Source organism: Salinivibrio sp. ES.052 (assembly GCF_900141775.1).
Classification (GTDB): domain Bacteria; phylum Pseudomonadota; class Gammaproteobacteria; order Enterobacterales; family Vibrionaceae; genus Salinivibrio.
This window is the reverse complement of sequence record NZ_FSRI01000001.1, coordinates 1,156,964-1,177,658: the sequence shown is the minus strand read 5'-3', so window position 1 is coordinate 1,177,658 and position 20,695 is coordinate 1,156,964. Positions and strand designations below refer to the sequence as shown.

General features: G+C 50.3%; 19 protein-coding genes and 1 tRNA gene. 12 read left to right on the top strand and 8 right to left on the bottom strand.

The window, feature by feature from the left end; all coding sequences use genetic code 11:
- Positions 1-3: 3 nt before the first annotated feature.
- On the bottom strand, positions 4-615 hold the full coding sequence (locus tag BUQ98_RS05460) for a DUF6198 family protein (protein WP_074212853.1): 612 nt from the start codon (positions 613-615) through the stop codon (positions 4-6).
- A 229-nt stretch (positions 616-844) separates the two neighbouring features.
- Between BUQ98_RS05460 and BUQ98_RS05455 the strand changes: the two genes are divergently transcribed.
- The 5 genes from BUQ98_RS05455 (at position 845) to BUQ98_RS05435 (ending at position 7,183) form a co-directional block, all read left to right on the top strand.
- Positions 845-1,558: a GntR family transcriptional regulator gene (locus BUQ98_RS05455; protein WP_074212852.1), complete on the top strand. Its 714-nt coding sequence runs from the start codon at positions 845-847 to the stop codon at positions 1,556-1,558.
- A 37-nt stretch (positions 1,559-1,595) separates the two neighbouring features.
- Positions 1,596-2,465: a methylisocitrate lyase gene (prpB, locus tag BUQ98_RS05450; RefSeq protein WP_074212851.1), complete on the top strand. Its 870-nt coding sequence runs from the start codon at positions 1,596-1,598 to the stop codon at positions 2,463-2,465.
- Between the two features lie 116 nt (positions 2,466-2,581).
- Positions 2,582-3,733: a bifunctional 2-methylcitrate synthase/citrate synthase gene (prpC, locus tag BUQ98_RS05445; protein WP_074212850.1), complete on the top strand. Its 1,152-nt coding sequence runs from the start codon at positions 2,582-2,584 to the stop codon at positions 3,731-3,733.
- 44 nt (positions 3,734-3,777) lie between these two features.
- Positions 3,778-5,229: a bifunctional 2-methylcitrate dehydratase/aconitate hydratase gene (locus tag BUQ98_RS05440; protein ID WP_074212849.1), complete on the top strand. Its 1,452-nt coding sequence runs from the start codon at positions 3,778-3,780 to the stop codon at positions 5,227-5,229.
- A 46-nt stretch (positions 5,230-5,275) separates the two neighbouring features.
- Positions 5,276-7,183, top strand: a complete 1,908-nt coding sequence (locus BUQ98_RS05435; RefSeq protein ID WP_256359490.1) for a propionyl-CoA synthetase — start codon at positions 5,276-5,278, stop codon at positions 7,181-7,183.
- A gap of 65 nt (positions 7,184-7,248) precedes the next feature.
- Here the strand turns inward: BUQ98_RS05435 and BUQ98_RS05430 are convergent, their stop codons facing one another.
- The 3 genes from BUQ98_RS05430 to BUQ98_RS05420 form a co-directional block, all read right to left on the bottom strand.
- The gene (locus BUQ98_RS05430; RefSeq protein WP_074212847.1) at positions 7,249-8,208 is read right to left on the bottom strand and encodes a sensor domain-containing diguanylate cyclase; all 960 of its coding nucleotides are present in this window, start codon (positions 8,206-8,208) and stop codon (positions 7,249-7,251) included.
- A gap of 112 nt (positions 8,209-8,320) precedes the next feature.
- Positions 8,321-9,508 (bottom strand): class I SAM-dependent methyltransferase, encoded by a 1,188-nt coding sequence (locus BUQ98_RS05425; RefSeq protein WP_074212846.1) that lies wholly within the window; start codon positions 9,506-9,508, stop codon positions 8,321-8,323.
- Positions 9,509-9,695: 187 nt separating this feature from the next.
- Positions 9,696-11,069 carry a methyl-accepting chemotaxis protein gene (locus tag BUQ98_RS05420; protein WP_074212845.1) on the bottom strand — a complete coding sequence of 458 codons (1,374 nt, stop codon included), beginning with the start codon at positions 11,067-11,069 and terminating at the stop codon, positions 9,696-9,698.
- Positions 11,070-11,150: 81 nt separating this feature from the next.
- Here BUQ98_RS05420 and yccX point away from each other — a divergent pair, with 81 nt between their 5' ends.
- Positions 11,151-11,423 carry an acylphosphatase gene (gene yccX / locus BUQ98_RS05415; RefSeq protein WP_074212844.1) on the top strand — a complete coding sequence of 91 codons (273 nt, stop codon included), beginning with the start codon at positions 11,151-11,153 and terminating at the stop codon, positions 11,421-11,423.
- Between the two features lie 68 nt (positions 11,424-11,491).
- Here yccX and BUQ98_RS05410 read toward each other — a convergent pair whose 3' ends face one another.
- The 3 genes from BUQ98_RS05410 to BUQ98_RS05400 all read right to left on the bottom strand — a co-directional run bounded on the left by BUQ98_RS05410 (position 11,492) and on the right by BUQ98_RS05400 (position 14,201).
- Positions 11,492-11,821 carry a TusE/DsrC/DsvC family sulfur relay protein gene (locus BUQ98_RS05410; protein ID WP_074212843.1) on the bottom strand — a complete coding sequence of 110 codons (330 nt, stop codon included), beginning with the start codon at positions 11,819-11,821 and terminating at the stop codon, positions 11,492-11,494.
- A gap of 226 nt (positions 11,822-12,047) precedes the next feature.
- Positions 12,048-12,716: a Bax inhibitor-1/YccA family protein gene (locus tag BUQ98_RS05405; protein WP_046073363.1), complete on the bottom strand. Its 669-nt coding sequence runs from the start codon at positions 12,714-12,716 to the stop codon at positions 12,048-12,050.
- 207 nt (positions 12,717-12,923) lie between these two features.
- Positions 12,924-14,201 (bottom strand): NRAMP family divalent metal transporter, encoded by a 1,278-nt coding sequence (locus BUQ98_RS05400; RefSeq protein WP_074212842.1) that lies wholly within the window; start codon positions 14,199-14,201, stop codon positions 12,924-12,926.
- A 581-nt stretch (positions 14,202-14,782) separates the two neighbouring features.
- Between BUQ98_RS05400 and BUQ98_RS05390 the strand changes: the two genes are divergently transcribed.
- Both BUQ98_RS05390 and BUQ98_RS05385 read left to right on the top strand, forming a co-directional pair.
- Complete coding sequence (locus tag BUQ98_RS05390) at positions 14,783-15,991, top strand: NupC/NupG family nucleoside CNT transporter (RefSeq protein WP_074212840.1); 1,209 nt, start codon at positions 14,783-14,785, stop codon at positions 15,989-15,991.
- A 181-nt stretch (positions 15,992-16,172) separates the two neighbouring features.
- Positions 16,173-16,263: transfer RNA gene (locus BUQ98_RS05385), tRNA-Ser, on the top strand.
- Positions 16,264-16,500: 237 nt separating this feature from the next.
- Here BUQ98_RS05385 and BUQ98_RS05380 read toward each other — a convergent pair.
- The gene (locus BUQ98_RS05380; protein ID WP_074212231.1) at positions 16,501-17,733 is read right to left on the bottom strand and encodes an ISL3 family transposase; all 1,233 of its coding nucleotides are present in this window, start codon (positions 17,731-17,733) and stop codon (positions 16,501-16,503) included.
- Positions 17,734-18,138: 405 nt separating this feature from the next.
- Between BUQ98_RS05380 and BUQ98_RS05375 the strand changes: the two genes are divergently transcribed.
- From BUQ98_RS05375 to BUQ98_RS05355, 4 genes are all read left to right on the top strand, one after another.
- Positions 18,139-18,579 (top strand): GNAT family N-acetyltransferase, encoded by a 441-nt coding sequence (locus BUQ98_RS05375; RefSeq protein WP_025739799.1) that lies wholly within the window; start codon positions 18,139-18,141, stop codon positions 18,577-18,579.
- Positions 18,580-18,721: 142 nt separating this feature from the next.
- Complete coding sequence (locus BUQ98_RS05365; RefSeq protein ID WP_074212839.1) at positions 18,722-19,381, top strand: restriction endonuclease; 660 nt, start codon at positions 18,722-18,724, stop codon at positions 19,379-19,381.
- A 45-nt stretch (positions 19,382-19,426) separates the two neighbouring features.
- A complete protein-coding gene (locus tag BUQ98_RS05360) occupies positions 19,427-19,711 on the top strand; it encodes a hypothetical protein (protein WP_074212838.1) in 285 nt (94 codons plus the stop codon).
- Positions 19,711-20,610 carry a TIR domain-containing protein gene (locus tag BUQ98_RS05355; protein WP_254813879.1) on the top strand — a complete coding sequence of 300 codons (900 nt, stop codon included), beginning with the start codon at positions 19,711-19,713 and terminating at the stop codon, positions 20,608-20,610. The genes BUQ98_RS05360 and BUQ98_RS05355 overlap by 1 nt, the downstream gene beginning before the upstream one ends.
- Positions 20,611-20,695 lie beyond the last annotated feature (85 nt).

Here is a 20,695-nt window from a genome sequence, read left to right as displayed (position 1 = left end):
CCGCTATGCGGCTTGTGGTGGCTGAACTTGGTAGCGTCCGGGTTTATGGTTCATGGCAAGGACGAGATTGGTGGTGATTGCGGCAGCGACCGATAAGCCAATTAGCCAAGGCTCGACCACCAGCAGTGATAAGATCACAATCGAGCAATCCAGCGCCATTTGCACTTTTCCCGCCCGGATGCCAAACCGTTGCTGCAAAAACAGCGCTAAGGTGTTAAATCCGCCCAAACTGCATTGATGGCGAAACATCACTAGCATGCCCATGCCGATTAACCCGCCGCCAAATAGCGCCGCATACACAGGATGAATGCTGTTGATGGTTAATACGGCGCTTAGATGATCCGCACCGAATGAAACGATGCTGACCGCAACCAAGGTGCTTAAGGTAAAGCGTTTGCCCATTTGGGTGTAGGCGAGCCAATAAAAAGGCAGGTTGATCACGAAGAAAAGCTCACCAAAACTGAAGTCAGTGACCCGCTGTAAAAACAGCGCCAATCCAGCGGTACCGCCGGTCAGTAATCCTAGTTGGTTGAAAAAGAAGATGCCGAGTGACACCAAACTACTGCCGATAAGCAGTGCTAATGCGTTTTCACGCTTGGAATGATTTCTATCCATATTTGCGTTCTATCCCTATTAAAACGACCGCACTACCATACGCCGCTCTCGCAATAGGTCGAGTCAAACACCTGTTTGATAACAAGTGAATAACAATCCAATGCGTACATTATCATTTACGTTGTGGTTTTGATCACGATAAAAAGGCGCCGCTACAGACCAAAGTCTAATCTACATTGTCTACAATTTTATTCTATTCTGGCTTTATTGAAGTTTTTAGGCGGTATTTATGTCTTTATTGTCGACAAATGACCAAGTTCTCGCGCAGCACGCCCAATCGTTTCCAGCTGAGTCACGTGAGCCCACCAAGTCAGCCAGTCTGACCGAGCAACTTATCGAGGCGATTGTCACCGGCACTTATCCAGCGGGCACCAAGGTATCGGAAGCGGGGTTGGCTGCTGCATTTGGCGTCAGCCGAGGGCCACTGCGTGAAGCCATGATGCGGGTCGAAGCCTTGGGGTTGGTAGAGCGCGTCCCTCATGTCGGGGCAAGGGTAGTGACTCTCACGCATCGTCAACTGGCTGAGATTTATGCGGTGCGAGAAGCACTGGAAGGCATGGCTGCTCGGCTTGCTTGCGCGCATATCACCGATGAGGAAATTGAGCAGTTAAGTGCAGTGCTCGACACCCACCATGCCTATATCGAACGGGTGGAGGGGGCGGCCTACTTTCACCAACAAGGCGACTTTGATTTTCATTATTGCATCATCAAAGCCAGTCATAACCAGAAACTGATCAACCTGTTGTGCGGTGAGTTGTACCACTTGCTGCGGATGTACCGCTTTCAATCGCCCCGGGCGCATTCTCGCCCCCAGCAAGCGTTGCAAGAGCACATGCAGATTTTGGCGGCAATTCGAGAGCGCGATGCCGAGTTGGCCGAAATGCTGATGCGTCGTCATATTCAGCGCAGTCGCCAACTGATTGAACAGCAAATTACCGATTAATTAATCCGCTAAGCCATGAGTTCACAAGGAGAATACTATGAGTGCAGGTGCACGTTTTCGCCAAGCGGTGCGCAACAATATTCCGCTGCAAGTCGTCGGTACGATTAACCCCTATTGCGCCATGATGGCGGAGCGAGTGGGGCATCAAGCTATTTACCTGTCAGGAGGTGGAATTGCCAATGCCTCTTATGGCTTACCGGATTTGGGGATCACCACGCTTAATGATGTGTTGGAAGATGTCCGCCGGATCACGGCAGCGACAGACGTGCCCTTACTGGTGGATATAGATACCGGCTTTGGCGGCGCGCTCAATATTGCTCGCACCATTCGCGAAATGGAGCGGGCCGGTGCAGGCGCGGTACATATGGAAGATCAAGTATCGCAAAAGCGCTGCGGTCATCGTCCCAACAAAGAAATTGTCAGCCAAGCCGAAATGGTCGACCGCATTAAAGCCGCGGTCGATGCGCGGACCGATCCTGAGTTTGTGATCATGGCGCGCACCGACGCCTTGGCGGTGGAAGGCATGGACAGTGCCGTCGCCCGCGCCAGAGCGTACGTAGAAGCGGGAGCGGACATGATTTTCCCCGAAGCCATGCAAACACTCGAGCAGTACCAAGCCTTTGTCGAGCAAGTAAAGGTGCCGGTGCTGGCGAATATCACCGAGTTTGGTCAAACCCCACTGTTTACCAGCCAAGAGTTGGCGGGCGTCGGGGTCAGCATGGTGCTGTATCCGCTCTCTGCATTTCGTGCCATGAACCAAGCCGCCCTCAATGTGTATCAACACTTGCTGGATGATGGCCACCAGAAAAACGTGGTCGACACCATGCAAACCCGTGATGCGCTCTATGACTTCTTGGGGTATCACGCCTACGAACAACAATTGGATCGCTTATTTGGAAAAGAGTGATCACGAACGCACACCCTCGGTGTGAAAACGTCGGTTACGCCACACTGGAATTATCGCTACGTTCACGGATTCATGCAGCGGTTGAATCTGATGGCATCAAAGGAAAGGAGCCAATCATGACAAATGTCGCCGTCGCACCCAAAGACAAAGCCATCTCCGGCGCGGGCCTTCGTGGTCAAAGTGCCGGCACCACCGCCTTGTGTACGGTGGGACAAACCGGTACTGGATTAACCTATCGCGGTTACGATATTACCGATTTAGCCAATCACGCCCAATTTGAGGAAGTGGCTTACCTGCTACTCAAAGGCCAACTCCCCAATCGCCAAGCGCTGGGCGACTACACAGAAACCTTGGTCGGCAAACGGGGATTGCCTGACGCCTTAAAAGCGGTGCTGGAGCGAATTCCTGCCAATGCGCACCCCATGGATGTGATGCGTACCGGCTGCTCGATGCTGGGTAATTTGGATCAAGAAACCGACTTTAATGAGCAAGCGGATAAAACCGATACGCTGTTGGCGATGTTGCCGGCCATTATCTGCTATTGGTATCGCTATTCGCATGATGGTGTGCGAGTCGATACCTACCAGCCTGAGGTGAAAAGCATTGGCGGTTACTTCCTCAAAATGCTGACTGATGAAACCCCGTCGCCACTGCATGAATCTGTGATGCATTGCTCGCTGGTGCTGTATGCCGAGCATGAGTTCAATGCCTCGACCTTTACTGCCCGTGTGTGTGCGTCTACCTTGTCCGATTTGCACTCTTGCATTACCGCCGCCATCGGCAGCTTGCGCGGCCCATTGCATGGCGGTGCTAATGAAGCGGCGATGGCGATGCTCGAGCAGTGGCGGTCGCCTGACGACGCTGAAGCCGGGCTAATGCAAATGCTCGCCAACAAAGACAAAGTGATGGGCTTTGGCCATGCGATTTACCGTGAATCAGACCCCCGCAATGCGCTTATCAAACATTGGTCGAAACAGCTAGCGGAAAACGCACCAGACGCTTGGCTGTACGATGTGTCTGAACGGGTTGAACAAGTGATGAAGCGCGAGAAAGGCTTGTTCCCCAATGCCGATTTCTATCACGCATCGGCCTATCACTTTATGGGGATCCCGACCAAGTTGTTTACCCCGATTTTTGTGATGAGCCGAGTAACGGGCTGGGCGGCGCATGTGTTTGAGCAGCGCGCTAATAACCGCATTATTCGCCCCAGTGCCGATTACGACGGCCCAGAGCACCAAGATTGGCTACCTATCGATCAGCGCCCCTAATCAGCGCGTATTAACTGGATTAACCATCACACAAGGAATTGACCATGAGCAACAACGTAGAATTGAACCAGCGCCCCGACCCTGATGCCTTATTGGTGCAAGTTGCTGACTATGTTGATAGCACGCCGATTGCCTCGACAGAAGCCTACAACACTGCCCGTAACTGTTTGATGGATACCCTTGGCTGTGGCTTGCTGGCGCTACGTTTCCCTGAATGTACCAAACACCTGGGTCCACTGGTGCCGGGGACGACTGTGCGCCATGGCGCGCGTGTGCCGGGCACCTCTCACGAGCTTGATCCGGTCACTGCCGCGTTTAACATCGGCTGTATTATTCGCTGGCTCGATTTTAACGATACTTGGCTCGCCGCCGAGTGGGGCCATCCGTCCGATAACTTAGGTGGGATTTTGGCCACCGCCGATTACTTAAGCCGTGTGGCCGTGGCCGAAGGCAAACCGCCGCTTACCATGCGTGATGTGTTGACTGCGATGATCAAAGCGCATGAGATCCAAGGCGTGCTTGCCCTTGAGAATAGCTTTAACCGCGTCGGGCTGGATCACGTTTTATTGGTGCGTGTGGCATCAACGGCTGTGGTCACCAAAATGCTGGGCGGTAATCGCGATCAGATCATTGATGCCGTCTCTCAAGCTTGGGTGGATGGTTGTGCGCTGCGCACTTATCGCCATGCGCCGAACGCCGGTTCACGCAAATCGTGGGCGGCGGGCGATGCCACCTCCCGCGCGGTGCGGTTGGCGATGATCACCATGAAAGGTGAAATGGGTTTGCCGTCGGTCCTCAGTGCGCCCAAGTGGGGTTATTACGATGTGCTGTTTAACGGTAATCCCTTTAGTATCAAACAAGACTTTGCCAGCTACGTAATGGAAAACGTGCTGTTTAAGATTTCCTTCCCAGCGGAGTTTCATGCCCAAACGGCGGTGGAAGCGGCGGTTACCCTGCATTCACAGGTGAAAGACCGCGTGGATGAGATTGAACGTATTGAAATCACCACCCATGAATCGGCCATTCGCATCATTTCTAAAGAAGGGGAGTTGGCTAACCCGGCTGACCGTGACCACTGCCTGCAATACATGGTGGCAGTGCCGCTGCTATACGGCAATTTAGTGGCTGAGCACTATGAAGATGCCTTCCATCAAGCGGATTTGAGGATTGATACCTTGCGCCAGAAAATGGTGATCAAAGAAGACCCACGCTATAGCGCCGAGTATCTCGAGCCTGAAAAGCGCTCGATTGCCAATGCCATTCAAATCTTCTTTACCGATGGCAGCAGTACTGAGCAGGTCGCGGTGGAATACCCGATTGGTCACCGCCGCCGTCGCGAAGAAGGGATCCCTGTGCTGGAGCAAAAATTCCGCACTAACTTGGCGACCCGGTTCCCGCAAGCACAGAGCGAAAAAATCGCTGCCTTGTGTAGCGATCAGGCCGCGCTGGAGAAAACCCCGGTGCATGAGTTTATGTCGTTGTTTGTGATTAACTAAGCACGCTGAATGAATCCATTGCCTGCAAACGTATCGCCTGCCAAGGGTGGGCGATAAGGAGCCGCTTATGCAAGAAGCCAGTTATCAACACCATGCGGATTGGGCCAGCCGTGACCCCGAGGGATTTTGGCAGGCACAGGCCAAGCAGCTCGATTGGTTTACCTTTCCACAAACCATTCTTAGCAAAGACGATAATGGCATTGAGCGCTGGTTTGCCGATGGCACCATGAACACCGCCTATATGGCACTCGATGCTCATGTCGAACAAGGTCGGGGCGAACAAACCGCGCTTATTTACGACTCACCGGTTACCGACAAAAAAACCACCTACACTTATGCGGCGTTGCGTGACTACGTGGCGAAAGTTGCGGGCATGTTGGCAGGGTTAGGGGTTGAAAAGGGGGATCGCGTGGTGATTTATATGCCCATGATCCCAGAAGCAACCGTGGCGATGCTCGCTTGTGCAAGGCTTGGGGCAATCCACTCGGTGGTGTTTGGTGGCTTTGCCCCGAACGAGCTGGCGGTAAGGATTGAAGATGCGGAGCCTAAAGTGGTACTTACCGCCTCATGCGGCATCGAGGGCGCGAAAACCTTGGCTTATAAGCCGATGGTTGATCAAGCCATCATGGACAGTCGCTACAAACCCAATCATGTGGTGGTCTATCAGCGTGCGATGTGTCGTGCCAATTTAGACAATCCGCGTGATACTGACTGGGCGGTATTATTAGCTGAAGCAACGCCTGCGGCGCCAGTGCCCGTCAATGCTACGGATCCTTTGTATATCCTCTACACCTCAGGCACCACCGGTAAACCCAAAGGTGTGGTGCGTGACAATGGCGGTCATGCGGTAGCGATGAAGTACAGCATGAGCGCGATTTATAACGTCAAACCCGGCGAGGTGTTTTGGGCCGCTTCGGATGTCGGCTGGGTGGTAGGGCACTCGTATATTGTCTATGCCCCCTTGCTACACGGCTGCACCACGGTGATGTTTGAAGGCAAACCCGTCGGCACACCGGATGCGGGTGCGTTTTGGCGCGTGTGTGATGAGTATAACGTCAGCATCTTGTTCTCGGCGCCTACCGCCTTTCGAGCGATTAAAAAGCAAGATCCAAACGGTGAGCACCTGGCGCGTTATCCGATGACATCCTTACGCACGGTGTTTATGGCCGGCGAGCGGCTTGACCCGCCAACATTGGAATGGGTAGAAGAAAAGACCCAGCGACCCGTGGTCGATCACTGGTGGCAAACTGAAACCGGTTGGGCGATTGCGGGTAATCCATTGGGGTTAACCTGTTTTGCGACCAAGCCTGGCTCGGCAACCATGCCAAGCCCGGGGTATCAGGTGTGTATCCTCGATGAAATGGGCGAGATTGCCGCACCAAACCAGCAAGGATACATTGCCGTAAAGCGTCCCCTGCCACCGAGCTGCCTGCCCACGGTGTGGCGCAACCACGATCGCTTTGAAGCCGGCTATCTCAGCCAGTTCCCCGGTTACTATGTCTCTGGTGATGGGGGCTACATGGACGAAGATGGTTATGTGTTTGTGATGGGACGGATTGACGATGTGATTAACGTCGCGGGCCACCGTTTATCAACTGGCGAAATGGAAGAGGTATTAGGCAGCCATGAGGCGGTGGCGGAGTGTGCGGTGGTGGGCATGCACGATGAGCTCAAAGGCCAATTGCCGCTCGGCTTAGTGGTACTGAAGGACGGTTTTGTCTCTGTGAGCGGGGAGATAGAACAGGAATTAGTACAGCGTGTGCGGGATAGAATCGGCGCGATTGCTTGCTTTAAACACGCGATTATCGTGGAGAAATTACCCAAAACACGCTCAGGTAAAATCTTGCGTCGTATTATTCGTCAGATGGCGGATGGCGAATCTTATCAAGTGCCCTCGACGATTGACGATCCGAGTAGCTTGGAGACCATTGCTTCGGCGCTGTCTTCCTCCTAGTAGGGATAGGCAGGTATTGGAGCAGGCTTTAACGCGAAGCGGGGCATGGCTCCCCGCTTTTTGGTTTACACATTAGCGTTTTTTTGTTGATACATCTTGGTGTCGGCTTCATCCAGTAGATCATCCAAGCTGCGCGGCGTCGACATTGAACTGGTCGCGACGCCATAACTGAATGATATGGGGTAGGTGTGGCGATTGATTTGATTAAACCGCTCCACGACACTGGCAAAACGGTGGAGTGCTTGCTCAGCGGCTTCACGCCCAGCATCGGAGAGAAACACTACAAACTCATCGCCCCCAAATCGCGCAAAAACGTCGGATTCTCGCATATTGGCACGCAACAGATTAGCCATATGGCGAAGAGCGATATCCCCTTCGGAATGGCCATAGGTATCATTGATGATTTTAAAATCGTTCAAATCAATGAACGCGAGGGAATACGGGGAGTTCATGCGCTGACAGTGCTGCACGGCGCGACTGGCCAGCTGCATAAATCCGCGCCGATTAGAAATTCCAGTGAGATCATCGGTATATGCGGTTTGCGCTGAGGATAGCTCACTCTCGGCGAGCAGGGCCAAATCTTTCAAAAAGCGCAGATCCTCATCGCTAAAACGACGCGGCTTATCATCAATCACACACAGGGTGCCCATGTTGCTCCCGTCGCTGAGTGAGAGCGGGCAACCTGCATAAAAGCGAATATGTGGCTTGCCAGCGACGAGGGGATTGTCGGCGAAGCGCGGGTCGAGGCTGGCATCCTTCACCACAAAGGGTTGATCGCCCAAAATAGCATGACCACAAAACGAAATATCGCGTGGCGTTTGGCGCACGTTAAGGCCAAAGCAGGATTTAAACCACTGGCGATCATCGTCAATGAGGCTAACGAGTGCGATGGGAACATCGAAAAGGCGTTTGGCTAAGCGAGTGATGCGATCAAAGCGCTCTTCGTCTTCGGTATCAAGCACGCCAGTATCTTGTAATTTTTTGAGGCGTTGAGCTTCGTTGTTGGGTTTAATAGGGCTTAGCATCTGAACACTCCTGTCGGGTCGCTACTTATCTAAACGTAGATTCATCAGACAATTGTGTCCAGAACTGCGGACGCGCTTTGCGCCCGCCTGCACACGGATTAGAGGCCGTGCGTTATTGCACCAAGCAGGCAAAACCTTTCAGGTAAAAGCCTTCAGGATAAGCACTGTGAGTGGGGTGATCGGCGGCTTGTGCAAAGCGTTCGATAAACTGCACATTTTTACCCGCATCTAATGCCGCGTCTGCCAGTATCTTTTGGAATAGACCCGCATCCATTAAACCCGAGCAAGAGTAGCTGAGCAGCACACCACCCGGATTAAGAAGCTGCATAGCGAGCATATTGATGTCTTTATAACCGCGGCACGCGCCATTAAGTTGTGATTTCGATTCGGCAAACTTGGGTGGATCCATCACAATTACATCAAAGCGTTCGCCTTGCTCACGATAAGTGCGCAGCAGTTTAAACACATCGGCATTCACAAATTCCACGCGCGTAAGATCAAAGCCGTTTCGCGCCGCATTGGCTTTCGCTTTGTCGAGTGCGGGCTGTGACACATCGACATTAGTGACCTGTTTAGCATTGCCTTTTTGCGCATACAAGCCAAAACCACCAGTGTAACAAAAGCAGTTTAAGACCCGTTTGCCATCCATGTATTTCACCGCTTGTTCGCGGCTATCACGTTGGTCGAGATAAAAGCCGGTTTTATGGCCATTGGCAATGTCGACTTCAATCGCTACGCCGTTTTCTTCAATGATGACGGACGCAGGCGGCTCCTCACCGTGCAATACACCCACGCGAGGTTTGAGGCCTTCTTTTTTACGAATGGCCACATCCGAGCGCTCATAGATATGGCAGTCTGGAAATTCGCAGCGCAGTGCCGTAACCAGATTATCGCGCTGGGCATCCGCGCCGGCGCTGAGCAATTGGCACACCAAGTAGTTATCGTACTTGTCGACGGTGATGCCGGGGACGCCGTCAGACTCAGCGGCCAATAGACGATAACCGGTTAACCCATCACGCTCGGCGAGCATGGTACGCAGCGGTTTTGCCGCGCGAATTCGGGCAAGGAAAAAGTCACTGTCGATGGGGGTTTTTTCAAAGCACCACATGCGTACCCGAATTTGCGATTGCGGCGAGAACGCGCCGAGGCCTAAAAACTCGCCTTGATGATCACAAACAGTGACAGTGTCACCTAGTCCGGGTTTGCCTTCAACGCGGGTGATTCCTCGCGAGAAAATCCAAGGGTGGCGGCGTTTGATGGATTTATCGCGGCCTTTAGCGAGATACACAGTGGCAGTCATGGCGGTTCCTAACAATGGGTGGTGCAAAACACGTCAAAATGCTGAGTGAGGCACCTGCATCATGACGTGACTTGCGAATAAAGCAAAAAAGGGCGGGTATTGTCGAGCAAGGCTGACGGCATTGCAATAAAAACGCGCCCAGAGTAGGGCGCGCGATAAGGGGAATGACGGAATCAAGCCATGACGTTTAGGTGCGAAGCCCTGCCACCAAGGTTTTAAGTTGGTGGGCTTGTGCGCCAAGCTCGCTGACGTCGGTAGCGGAATCACGCAGCATTTGGGCAACCTGGGTAGACTGGCTACGTACTTGCTCCACATCTTGCGAAATCGTGCCCGCAACATTGCCTTGCTGTTCGGCAGCGGCGGCAATCTCGGTACTACGGTCTGAAATGGTGCTGCTTCGCTCAGCAATTTGACTGATTTCGGTATCAATCTCTTGCACCGCTGCCTCGCTGGCGGATGCATTTTCAACGGTGCCTTCCATCACGCGGCGCAGATCCGCAGTATGCGCTTGCAGTGATTCAATCATCGATTGAATATCAACCGTCGACTCTTGGGTGCGGCTTGCTAGTGTGCGCACTTCGTCAGCCACCACAGCAAAACCACGACCTTGCTCACCGGCACGGGCTGCTTCGATCGCTGCGTTAAGCGCCAAAAGGTTGGTTTGCTCACTGATACCGTTAATGGTAGTCACCACGGTGCCGATTTGCTCTGCATTCTTGCTTAGCTCGCTGACCTTATCTGCCGCTTGGGCAATTTCGCTGGCAAGGCCGTTAATGGCGGTCATAGTTTGTTGGACTTGCTGACGTCCCTGGTTTGCCGCCTCGGTAGCCTCTTGTGTTTGGGTCGAGGTATCAGTGGCATGGCTGGCCACTTCGCGAATCGAGCCTGCCATCTCTTCGGTGGCGCTGGCCAGTGAATCAAGATACTGGCGCTGACTCTCACCGAGCGATTCGCTTTCATCGCTACGCTGCTGCAGGCTGGAGGACAAGCCATCCATCATTTCCGCGCTTTCCTGGATTGCCTTTACCAAGTTTTGCTCGCGCTCAAGCACTTTATCGATAGTAACGGCAATTTGGCTAAACTCATCACGGACAGGAATAAAGTTCATCCGGTAACTCAGCTCACCATCTGCTAGCTTTAATAAAGCTTGGTTCATGGTATACATCGCGCCGCCAATAAAGGTCATGATGTAGTAGCTCAAGACAGCAATGACCAGGATCAGCCCAAGCAGCAGGCTCCAGTCGAATGTACCCATATGGCTAAAGAGGGTGCCGTCGAGTTGATAAGTTAGCTGATCCCCCGTGACACTGAAGCCACTTTGCTGGCGATCAAGCAGCATCTGAACATCATGTCGCGGGAGGTCGTATTTATCGACCAGGCTTTGAATGACTCGGCCCTCGGCTTCCATTTTATGTGCCACGCGAGTATCCGAGGCCGAATCCAAGGTAAGCGCAATCATAACCATTGCGAGCAAGGGGAGGAAAAAGATAAGGTAAAATTTTTCTTGGAGCCGAAGGTGGATGAAATATTTATCAATCCATCGAAACGCAACTTCTTTCATGACGTAATCCTGTCAAATGACGTGTCTCATGTAGCGTTATACAGGTGTCTTTTTGCAATGGGAATATAGTAGAGGTGACAGATGTCTCAAAAATGTGTCAAGGCCTATGTCACAGGTCACGTTCAAGGCGTTGGCTTTCGTTATCACACCGCCCATGAAGCGTTAAAGCTCTCACTCACCGGACACGCGAAAAACTTACCCGATGGTCGTGTTGAAGTGCTTGCCTGTGGGCGTGAAGAGTCGGTTGATTCATTGCTAGCATGGTTAGATAAAGGCCCGTCAACAGCGGATGTCGATCAGGTTGAGCAAGAGGCGGTTGAATGGCGGTCAGTCGATGGGTTCGCTATTTTATAAATAGTGCCAATAATGATGAATGAGCGCCGTGTTTTTTAGCGACGCTCAAACATTATTATCGCTGGACGCTACAAACATTTTGCCGGTTTAGGCAAGCCGGCAAGCTTGGTGGCCTGTTTCGCTGGGCCTTTCGGGAACAGCTTAAACAAATATTTGCTGTTGCCCTTTTCTGGGCCGTACTCTTTTCCCATCGATTTAACCAACAAACGCACCGCTGGTGAGGTGTTGTACTCTTGATAAAAATGGCGGACAAAGTGAATGACTTCCCAATGGGCCTCGGTCAGCGCAATGTTTTCTTGTTCGGCAAGCAGTGGTACCAGGGCTTCGTGCCAATCCTCCACATTTTTTAAATACCCTTGCGCATCCGTCGCAATGGTTTCACCTTCATACACCAGCATCGTCTTACCTTTGTTCGTCATCTGACCGGACGTTATCGCTTTAATTAAGGCTGCAAAGCATAGCGAGCAGGGCGGGCGAGTGCAACTGGCGTTCACTGTGCCTGATGTGGCGCGCTTCACTGAGTGGGTTCGCCATTCAATCACACGCTTTTAGGGCTAAAAAAGCAGCCATAAAAAAAGCCGGCGCATGCCGGCTCTTTGTGACTTACGGTTTAAAGCACGAGGCTTAGTCGTCGTTCATAAAGCCAAGAATGCTTAGCATGTGAACGAAGATGTTGAAGATGTTCAGGTACAGCGACACCGTGGCGCGGATGTAGTTAGTCTCGCCGCCATTAATGATGTTGCTGGTGTCATACAGAATGAAGGCTGAGAAAATCAGTACCGCGATGGTGCTGATTGCCAGGCTCAGCGCTGGGATCTGCAAGAAGATGTTCGCGACCATCGCCACCAGTAGAGCAATCACACCCGCAACCAAGAAACCACCCATGAAAGAGAAGTCTTTCTTAGAGGTAATGGCATACGCCGATAGGCCTAAGAACACCATACCTGTGGTCGCCAACGCCTGCATGACAATTCCTGGGCCGCTAGACAGGCTCAGGTAGTAGGTCAAGGTTGGACCGAGTGAGGCACCCAGTAAGCCGGTGAACACGAAGGTCCATACAATACCAGCGGAGGAGTTCATGGTGCGTGGTAGCACAAAGAACACGATCGCCAACGCACCTAGGGTCATACCTAGCGACATCATTGGGCCGATGCCGACAGCGATAGCGATAAAGGCCGCGATAGCACTGGTGATCAGTGTCATCGATAGCAGTGCATACGTATTACGTAGCACTTTGTTTGTAGATAACGCACTCTGCTGTGACTGGCTGTGCGAAACGATACGATCGTTCATAACGTTCTCCCGGTTGGGTTAACAATCCATTTTTATATACGACAGTTATGTGGGCAGTCGTTCACTTTTTCAAGCCGCCCACGTCCTTAACCTAAACCACGACTGGCTTTTATAAAGTCAATAATACCTTATCCGCGCCTAACACCGTTGGTGAAGTTGTAAAGGGATGTTAACCCAGCCCTTTAAGCACGAACAAGGTAAAGTTTGTTACATCAACCACTTCCACCAGACGAACACCACCAAAAACCCAAACAAATAGACCAGCCCAGTGATCGCCAATGCGCGCATCGCCTTGCTCATGGTCACCTCGGGCGGCAAGCGGTGTTTGGTCACCAAAATATAGTTCAACAGAGCGAAAAAGGGCGTGGTGACAAATGCCGCCACCATGGCGAAATCAAGCATGGTCAGCAGTGCGCCGGTCCAAAACGCCACAATCGCCAGTGCCAACACCGAGATCAGCATCATCCAGCCTTGTGCGATGCCCGGGTGCGCCTCGGCTTCTGTTTGCTCACGCAACAAGCGTTGTGATTCTGACACGACCCGCGCATAGCCATCAATCACAGTAATGGTGCTGCCGAAAATACAGAAAAAGGCGACCACGGCAATCAAATAGCGGGACCATTCACCAATCGTAGCGGCATACAGGCCCACTAACTGGTGCGAAAAGCCGATACCCGATTGCTTTAACTCCACCCCGCTGCCATGCAACAGCAGGGCACCGAGTGATAGAAACACAATCGCCAATGCAGCGGTACCGATATAGCCGACGTTAAAATCAAACAGCGCCGCTTTAGCATTGATGGGCTCAGATTGCGCTTTACGCTTGAGCCACACCGAGGTGATGCTAGAAATTTCAATCGGGGCGGGCATCCAACCCATGGTCACCACGATAAAGCCAATCGCCGTGATTGACCAAATGGACGGAGCCTGAAAATTAGGCTCAACCGCGACAGGGTTACCTACGGCAACAGTGACCGCGACCAAGGTGGCGCAAGTTAGCGTTGCCATGATCACTTTAGAAAGCAGGTCCAGCGCCTTGTAATGCCCCGCAATCAAGATGACTAAGCAGGTGGCCACAATAATGCTCGAGAGCACCGTCAGTGAGAGATCAAACGGCACAAAATAGCTGAGCAAGCTGGCACTAAATAAGGTCAAGGCCGCGGTGTTAATCACCCCAGAGACCGCACTTAACGCGACAAACAGCCACAAATAAGGCCGACCTAAACGCGCATAGCCTTCGACCAAGGTTTCACCGGTTCCTGCGGTGTATTGCACGCCTGCACGAAAAAAGGGGTATTTAAACAAGTTAACGAGCAGGATCAATGCCGCGAGCTGCCAGCCATAAATGGCCCCGGCTTTGGTCGAGGCAACAAGGTGAGAGCCGCCTACAGCTGCCGCGGCCATCATGATGCCAGGCCCCAATGCGCGTAGACGTTGCATCACCGACAAGCTAGCTCCTGTCTGATGCGAAGAGACGGTTTGCATGTGTGTTTCCTTTATTGTGGTTGCGTTGTTGTGTTTGCTTTGTTTTATGTTTTTTAGCGCTATTGCTTTTGTTTTTCCATTGAGGCTTATTTTTATCGCTTTACCTTCAATGATTTTGTCAATAGCCACCCATGAATATCATATGAGCCAAACGTGTCAACCAATCTTGCCAAATTTGTTAAGCGCAGGCGTGATGCAGGGTGTGAATGATAGACACCACCAAGGTGACACAAAAAGAGAGGGATAAACATCCGACCATTGTCTGAGAGACAAGACACAGCCAAAAGGACAGTTTGCACCCCTCGATAACCACTCAATAAGTGTGATCGAGCGTCAAATTCTGCTGGAAATGAGAGTTTAATCACACTAGAATGCTCGCCCAACATGTGCTCTTTGCGCAGCGATAGCCAAAGAGTGACTGTGTCGCGATTTGCGGCTGAAGAAAAAGCGTCCAAGGTCGGGCCCACCTTCACCGAACCCGCGGTACGATGTAACGCATGATGGAACCTCTTGCCTCCCCGGCAGCGTGTCGTACTCATCCGTACCGCAAGTGCAATACAACACGGCAAGGTCATCTATTTATGCAACTCCTCTATAGTGCGGCAGGTCTGGTCGCTCTGGTGCTATGCGCCTGCGCATTTTCTACCAACCGTAAAGCCATTAACTGGCGTACCGTTTTCGGCGCGTTTGGTTTACAAGCCGGTTTCGCGGCGTTAGTCCTCTACATACCATTGGGACAGGCCATGCTGGGGGCAATGAGCAATGGTGCGGCAAAGCTCCTCTCATTTGCTAACGAAGGCATTGAGTTTGTGTTTGGGCCACTGGCGAACGATGGGTTTATTTTCGCTGTTAAAGTACTGCCGTTAATCATTTTTATCAGTGCGCTGATTTCTCTCCTTTATCATCTCGGCATTATGCAGTGGGTTATTAAATTGCTCGGTGGCGGCATACAGCGATTACTCGGCACCAGCCGCGCAGAATCCTTGGTCGCGACCAGCAACATCTTTCTTTCTCAGGGCGAATCTCCTTTGGTAGTTCGCCCTTTTCTTAGCAAAATGACCCGCTCTGAACTCTTCGCCGTAATGGTCGGCGGCATGGCCTCGGTGGCCGGCAGTGTACTTGGCGGATATGCCGCCATGGGCGTGGATTTGAAATACCTGATTGCCGCGAGCTTTATGGCCGCGCCCGGTGGATTATTGATGGCCAAAATCATTGTTCCTGAGACGGAAACACCGGCTGAGCAAAACCAGGTGGAGATCAGCGATAGCGACCAGGCGAACGCGATTGATGCCTTGGCCAGCGGCGCGATGAACGGCATGAAAGTCGCGGTGGCCGTGGGTACCATGCTGGTGGCCTTTATCAGTGTGATTGCGATGCTAAACGCCGGGCTCGGGAGCATTGGCGAGCTGCTTGATTTAGAAGGCTTAAGCCTAGAAAGCCTGTTCGGCTATTTATTCTCACCCTTGGCATTGCTTACTGGGGTGCCGGTGCATGAAGTGTTTGCCGTTGGTAACCTATTAGGGCAGAAAATCGCACTCAATGAGTTTGTCGCCTTCTTATCCTTTGCCGATATCAAAGCGAACCTGTCGGTGCAAAGCCAGGTGATTGTCACCTTTGCCTTGTGTGGCTTTGCTAACATTGGCTCAATTGCCATTCAACTTGGCTCGATTGGTGCCATGGTGCCCGAACGCCGCAAAGATGTGGCAAGCTTAGGCGTGCGCGCAGTGATTGCCGCCACCTTTGCCAACCTAATGAGTGCGGCACTGGCGGGTATTTTTATCGCGCTATAAACACTGCGCAGTAAAGAGACTCAGCTAACGTGTCTCAGTTAAAAGCAGGGCGATTGGCGGCAAGCTAATCGCCTTTTGCTAGCATGTTCGCCAAGCTGATCATTGATTGAGCGAGCAGACAAAAAGCGGCAAATAAAGGGTTTACAAGCCACGGCGAACCCAATAATATACGCCGCGTTCCGGAGAGATGGCTGAGTGGTTGAAAGCACCGGTCTTGAAAACCGGCAAGGGTTAATAGCCCTTCTAGGGTTCAAATCCCTATCTCTCCGCCACATACCGAAAAGCCGCTGTTTAGTCAGCGGCTTTTTTGCGTTTAACCCCTTATAAATCCCCAAACCCTGACCGCGCCAACATTTTAGACCCCTTTGCCTAAACACACTGCCCAGCGTCTGATAATCTAGCCCACGAAAAACTGCCCTATAAGGCCTTTTGGACGCCGCCAACCAATGGCGGTAGCGTGGGTGTTAAAGCGCATTCCTTTAACTGCCGAGCTGTATATTTACGGCTCTTCATCGTTCATGGTGGAAAGTCATATCAAGCCCCCCAAAATAGAACAGTATCGCTGTCTTGAACCGTTGTTTGTTTCTAAAGCCTTTAGCTCTAAGCTTCATGTATTGGATTTTGGCATTTATAGCTTCCGCCAGGCCATTCGATGCCTTCAGCCGCATTGCATTAAGGATTGCTGGTAAGTGCTTTTTCACTGTCGCCGCTGCTGTCATCAATGGTTTAATTCCACTTGCCTTAACTAAAGCAAGCCACTCTAGCCATTGATTCCTTGCGCTTCTGATCGAACCTCCGTACCAGATTAGTCTTGCTTGCTCTTTGAGCAACCAGCTAAGGCTTGTATCTATCATGAGCTTGGCCAATTTGTTTATACGCTCCCTCAAGCGACCAGTGAGGTTTCTATTTCTTTTGAGCCAGCCATAACGCGTTCTGTAGCACTCTCGTTTAAGGTATGGCGGTAGACGGTTAACCTCTTGCTTGCGAACATCGTCAACAGCTTTGGTGAGCACTTTTGCCACGTGGAAATGATCAACTGCAATCAGGCGTTTAGAGCGTGAGCCAAAGAAGGACTCGGTTGCATTCATAAAAGCTTGGCTCATATCCATCGAGACTGAGCGGACCTGTTGTTTAGCGATGTTAGGCAGCACTCGATAGCAGTTTGCTAAGCTTTGTTCACTTTTACCGTCGGCAACAGCGAGAACTTGGCCCGTTCGGCTCGACATCACCGTGACATAATCATGCCCTCGGCAAAAGGCAGTTTCGTCTACCAACAGATCTTCTACCTTATTTAAATTTCTCCGGGCGAGCCCTCGTGAAACAGCCCTTTTCATTACCCGATCAATGGCTCCCCAACTCAGTCGAAAGGCTTTAGATACAGAGAGAAGAGAAGTGAACTGAAGTGTTTCAATAATCTTTGTCTCAAAGAGTTCGGTATAGCGACTTCCAGGAGATGCCCAAGGAACAGAAACGGTCTGAACCCCATGCTTTGGACAGTCAGCACGTGGAACTTGGGCCTCAAGATATGTTTCGTATTGGCATGTATCCAAATGACGCCATATCCGCTTTCGAGAGTCATGCTTTCTTACCGCTTTCGAGCATGTTGGACAAGCAACGCTTGAATGACTTTCGTACATGATAGTCACGGTAATACGTTGGCTCGTTTTATCCACCTGGACAGAGTCGACAGTCCATGGCGGAATCAGTCCAAGGATCGCTTGATAGAGTGCTGTATCTTTCATCTGATTCAGGGCTCAAGTGCAGAGTGTTTCCTCATTTTCCAATTAATCGGAAAACTTGAAAAGAAACACTTTCCACCACATCCGGTGAAGAGCCATATTTACACAGCTTATCGGCGAGGGAAGCCTGATCGTGTGCACGATTATTCGAAACACATTCACATTATCACCAAATGAAGAGACATAAATGCAATTTAATCAATGGATTGCATTTCACTGCTTGGGGATAATGTGAACGCCTGAACCGTGATAGGCGGCATGCACACTTTCGTAGACGAGTTGATTGCTTCGAGCGTTGAAAATAATTTTACTAACAGTAGCTTAGGCGATAAAAGATGCGTATAACGGTTTTGACAAATCGAGCACGCGCATTAATGCAATGTTATGCCTCTCGAAAGGTAAATATGTATGAAGTTTGATTTCCGCTTGGGAACGATAGATGAAGTTTTAGAGGTTGATGCTCAAATACCTGAATTTGATGGTAGAACAACAGCAAGTAAATTAATGGCTAAATTAACGGGTAAAACGCACTTAATTCTAATCGCAAGCCACAATGAAAAGCCAATGGCATACAAAATTGGTTATGAGATTTCTAATACTGAGTTTTATAGCTGGCTTGGCGGAGTTGATCCAAATTATAGAAAACAAGGTGTTGCCACCAAGCTACGAGAGCAACAAGAATTATGGGCCCTTAATCACGGTTATAGTGCCATTAGTGTAAAATCGATGAACCAGTATCAAGCGATGTTGCAGTTGCTTATTTCTAGTGGTTATCAAATATCAGGTTACGAAGATAATGGTTGCACTGCTACTAGTAAAATTAAGTTTATCAAACAGTTAAACCAATAGGCATAACAAACGCTTTAAGAGGGACAGCTAACGCCTGGCATTTTTACTATGCGTTGGTTTTTGTGATTACGGTGTTATGCGGAAGCTTAGTAGTAGCGTTGTCTGCCCCTTAAGCGGGCGTTAAGTTTCTAAAGGAGTTTGCGTGTCATCTGATAAGGAAGTTCCAAATTGGCGTCAATACGAATGGCTTATTTCAAAGATATTCCACGACAATCAATCTTCATTGAATACAAAAGTATTGCATGATACTCGTGTTGTAGGAGAGTATTCGGAACGTTCTAGACAAATAGATATATTAGTTGAAACACAAAGTTCAAAGACAATGATTGAGTGTAAGCATTACTCAACTCCTATTGATTTAAAAGCAGTAGAAGCTTTTCTAGGTATGCTTTCTGATGTAAAAGCAGACTACGGGGTTTTGATTTCTTCTAGTGGTTTCACAAAATCTGCAGAGAAAAGAATTATAGAGTTTGAAGGTCGAATTACTTTAGAACATATTGACTGGGAAAGTGCATATGAAAGCTCTTTTAATGAAATATCATATGGGCGCATGTCGGATGTTTGCAGTCATTGTTTAGTAAATTACGAATCAGGCAAAGCGGTACCTGGTTTACTTTGTTGGGAGCATGGTTTTGGCTTTGAAATCCAAGGGAAATTATCATCGTTTTCAATTGCTAAATGCTTAAAATGTAAATCACATACCGTATATTGTGATTCATGCGGTTGGGTTACAACTGCTGAGCATGATGAGCCATGCTGTGAGCTTCGTAACGAATTTTTGCGGTGTTATAACGAAACTTAACGAGGCGTTAAAGCGAACAAGGCACTGCCACACCATAAGGGAATCATGCTTAAAATAAACGGCCTAGATAAGCTACAAAAAGAGCTAAAACAGGCAGAGCAAGCGTTAAACGAACTGGATGGCGAGTTGGGCGTTGTGAACTTTGATCCTCACGAACCGACGAGTATTGAAGCTGCTATCCAGTCAGTTATCCGAATGATTGATAACCGAGTTGAACCGTACGTTGACAATCCCATTGTTGAGTCTCTCGCTGAGCAAATGAAAGAGAGCTATAGAGAAAATATTCTCCAAAAAGCTGCTGAGGCCAGATTACAGGCTGACGAGGATTAATGATGGCCCAAGATATTTTCGGAGAAATTAACAACGCTGTTCTTGATCTACAGAATTCGCAGTTGCAGACATATGAGCGTCCATTGAAAAAACTCGCTCAATTATTGCGGCATGCGGATCTTGAACCGTACAACGAAGAACTAACGGAAGAAGTGGATCTCGATACTTTTATCGCAGAAAGCGAAAAAACTGGGGGTGGCATGGTTGGCAGTGCCCAGCTTGCATGGCCTGATGACCATAAGAAAACGATGGGATTAACGTTGCTTCTTATCGAAAAGCTGGCCAACGATCCAAGTTATGCTACTAACTTCAGCAATCATTTTTTCTATTCTGGGCGAAAAATCATGGCTGGAATCCATGCGCTTACTGGACAGCTCATCATCCCCTTTGTTCGTGATTACAAGAACTATGTCCAGTCAAAGGGGAGTACAGAAACCTTGTTGAAGTCTCCGTTATCACGCAAGATATTTATCGTTCACGGTCACGACGATGGTGCTAGGGAAACTGTAGCCCGCTTTCTTGAACGCATTGGGTTAGAGGCCGTTATTCTCCATGAACAGGCCAATCAAGGTAGAACTATTATTGAAAAGGTTGTTGCAAACAGCGATGTTGGGTTTGCGGTAGTTCTTCTCACGCCTGATGATGAGGGTTGTGTAAAGGGAGGAGACCCCGAGCCGCGGGCCAGGCAAAATGTATTACTGGAGCTGGGTTACTTCATTGGCCGATTGGGCCGAGACAAAGTATGTGCTCTCAAACGCGGTGCGCTGGAAATTCCTAGTGATTTTGCGGGTGTCGTTTGGGAAACAATGGATAGTAATGGTGGCTGGAAACAGGCATTAGCGCGTGAACTTGAAGCGGCTGGGCATAGCATTGATTGGAACAAGGTCATGCGCTCTTAATGTGCGCTAGCCACGATCGAAGGCTCCTTGTAGTGAATATTAAATGGATGAGCTTTTAGCTTGTCGAGTACGTCAATAATAAATT